Genomic DNA, 1,371 nt, shown 5'->3' with positions numbered 1-1,371 from the left:
CCGGGGCCGCGGCGCGGGGGGAGTCGGACGTGGCGCGAGACGTCGTCGTCGTGGGGTCGATCAACGCGGACCTCGTCGTGCAGGTCGAGCGCCACCCGCACCCCGGCGAGACCCTGCTCGGGCACACCTCCACGGTTTTGCCGGGCGGCAAGGGCGCGAACCAGGCGGTCGCGGCCGCGCGCCTGGGCGCCGAGGTGGCGCTGGTCGGCGCGGTCGGCGAGGACCCGAACGCCGAGACCGCGCTCGCCGGCCTGCGCGACGCCGGCGTGGACCTGGAGCACGTGACCGTCGTCGACGCGCCGACCGGCCTGGCCGTCGTGACGCTGTCGGACGACGCCGAGAACACGATCGTCGTCGTGCCGGGGGCCAACGCCTCCGTCTCGCCGCGGCTGGTGGACGCCGCCGCCGACCTGGTCGCCGCGGCGCGGGTGTGCGTCGTGCAGGCCGAGATCCCGCTGGCCACGGTCGCGCACGTGGCCGAGGTCGCCGCGGCGGGCGGCACGCGGCTGCTGCTCAACGTCGCCCCGGCGGCGGAGCTGCCGCCGGAGACCGTGCGCGCCGCCGACCCGCTGGTGGTGAACGAGCACGAGGCGGCGATCCTGCTCGGCCGGCGGGACCGGGAGCCCGCGGACGCGGTGCGGGAGCTGGCCGGGCTGGGCGTGCGGTCGGTCGTCGTGACGCTCGGGGCGGGCGGGGTCGTCGGCGTGGAGGACGGGGAGGCGTGGTCGCTGCCGGCCCCGCAGGTGGACGCGCTCGACACGACCGGCGCCGGGGACGCGTTCGTGGGGGCGCTGGCCGCGGGGATCGCGGACGGCCTGCCGGTGCGCCAGGCGGCTGCGCTGGCGACCCGCGTGGCGGCCGCGTCGGTGACCCGGCTGGGCGCGCAGCCGTCCTACCCGTGGCGCGGCGAGGACCTGCCCTGACCGCCGGCGCAGACGCCGGCGGCGTCCCCGCGGTCGCGCCGCGTATCGTCGTCCGGTGCCCGACACCCCCGCCCCGCCCGGTGCCGACGGCGACGTCCCCGGGCTGACGGCCTGCGCGCTGTGCGCGGGCGAGACGCTCGGCGCGGGCGACCCGCTGCCCGGCGGCCAGCTCGCCCGCCTGCGTGCGCTCGCGGACCGCGGCGCCGCCCGGCTCACGGAGGTCGACTGCCTCGACGAGTGCGAGCGCGGCGACGTCGTCGCGGCGCGGCCGTCCGGCCGGTCGCGGCGGTCGGGCGCCGCACCGGTGTGGTTCGAGCGGCTGTCCGGCGACCCCGACACCGCCGCCCTGGAGGCGTGGCTGCGCACGGGCGGCCCGGGCACGCACCCGGTGCCGCCGGCGCTCGGGGAGCGCGTGATCCACCGCGGCGGCTGACGCGCCCGGCCCGCA

2 protein-coding genes are annotated in these 1,371 nt (G+C 80.2%); both read left to right on the top strand.

All coding sequences use genetic code 11. The features are described from left to right. Nucleotides 1-923: ribokinase (locus tag G6556_RS18850; protein ID WP_205693773.1), on the top strand; the 923-nt coding region annotated here is incomplete at its 5' end. Between the two features lie 55 nt (nucleotides 924-978). Continuing rightward, nucleotides 979-1,356 (top strand): hypothetical protein, encoded by a 378-nt coding sequence (locus G6556_RS18845; RefSeq protein WP_166944675.1) that lies wholly within the window; start codon nucleotides 979-981, stop codon nucleotides 1,354-1,356. Nucleotides 1,357-1,371: the final 15 nt, after the last annotated feature.

The sequence above is a fragment of the Cellulomonas sp. IC4_254 genome (genome assembly GCF_011603975.1).
GTDB lineage: Bacteria > Actinomycetota > Actinomycetes > Actinomycetales > Cellulomonadaceae > Cellulomonas.
This window is presented reverse-complemented; position numbering and strand designations above follow the sequence as displayed.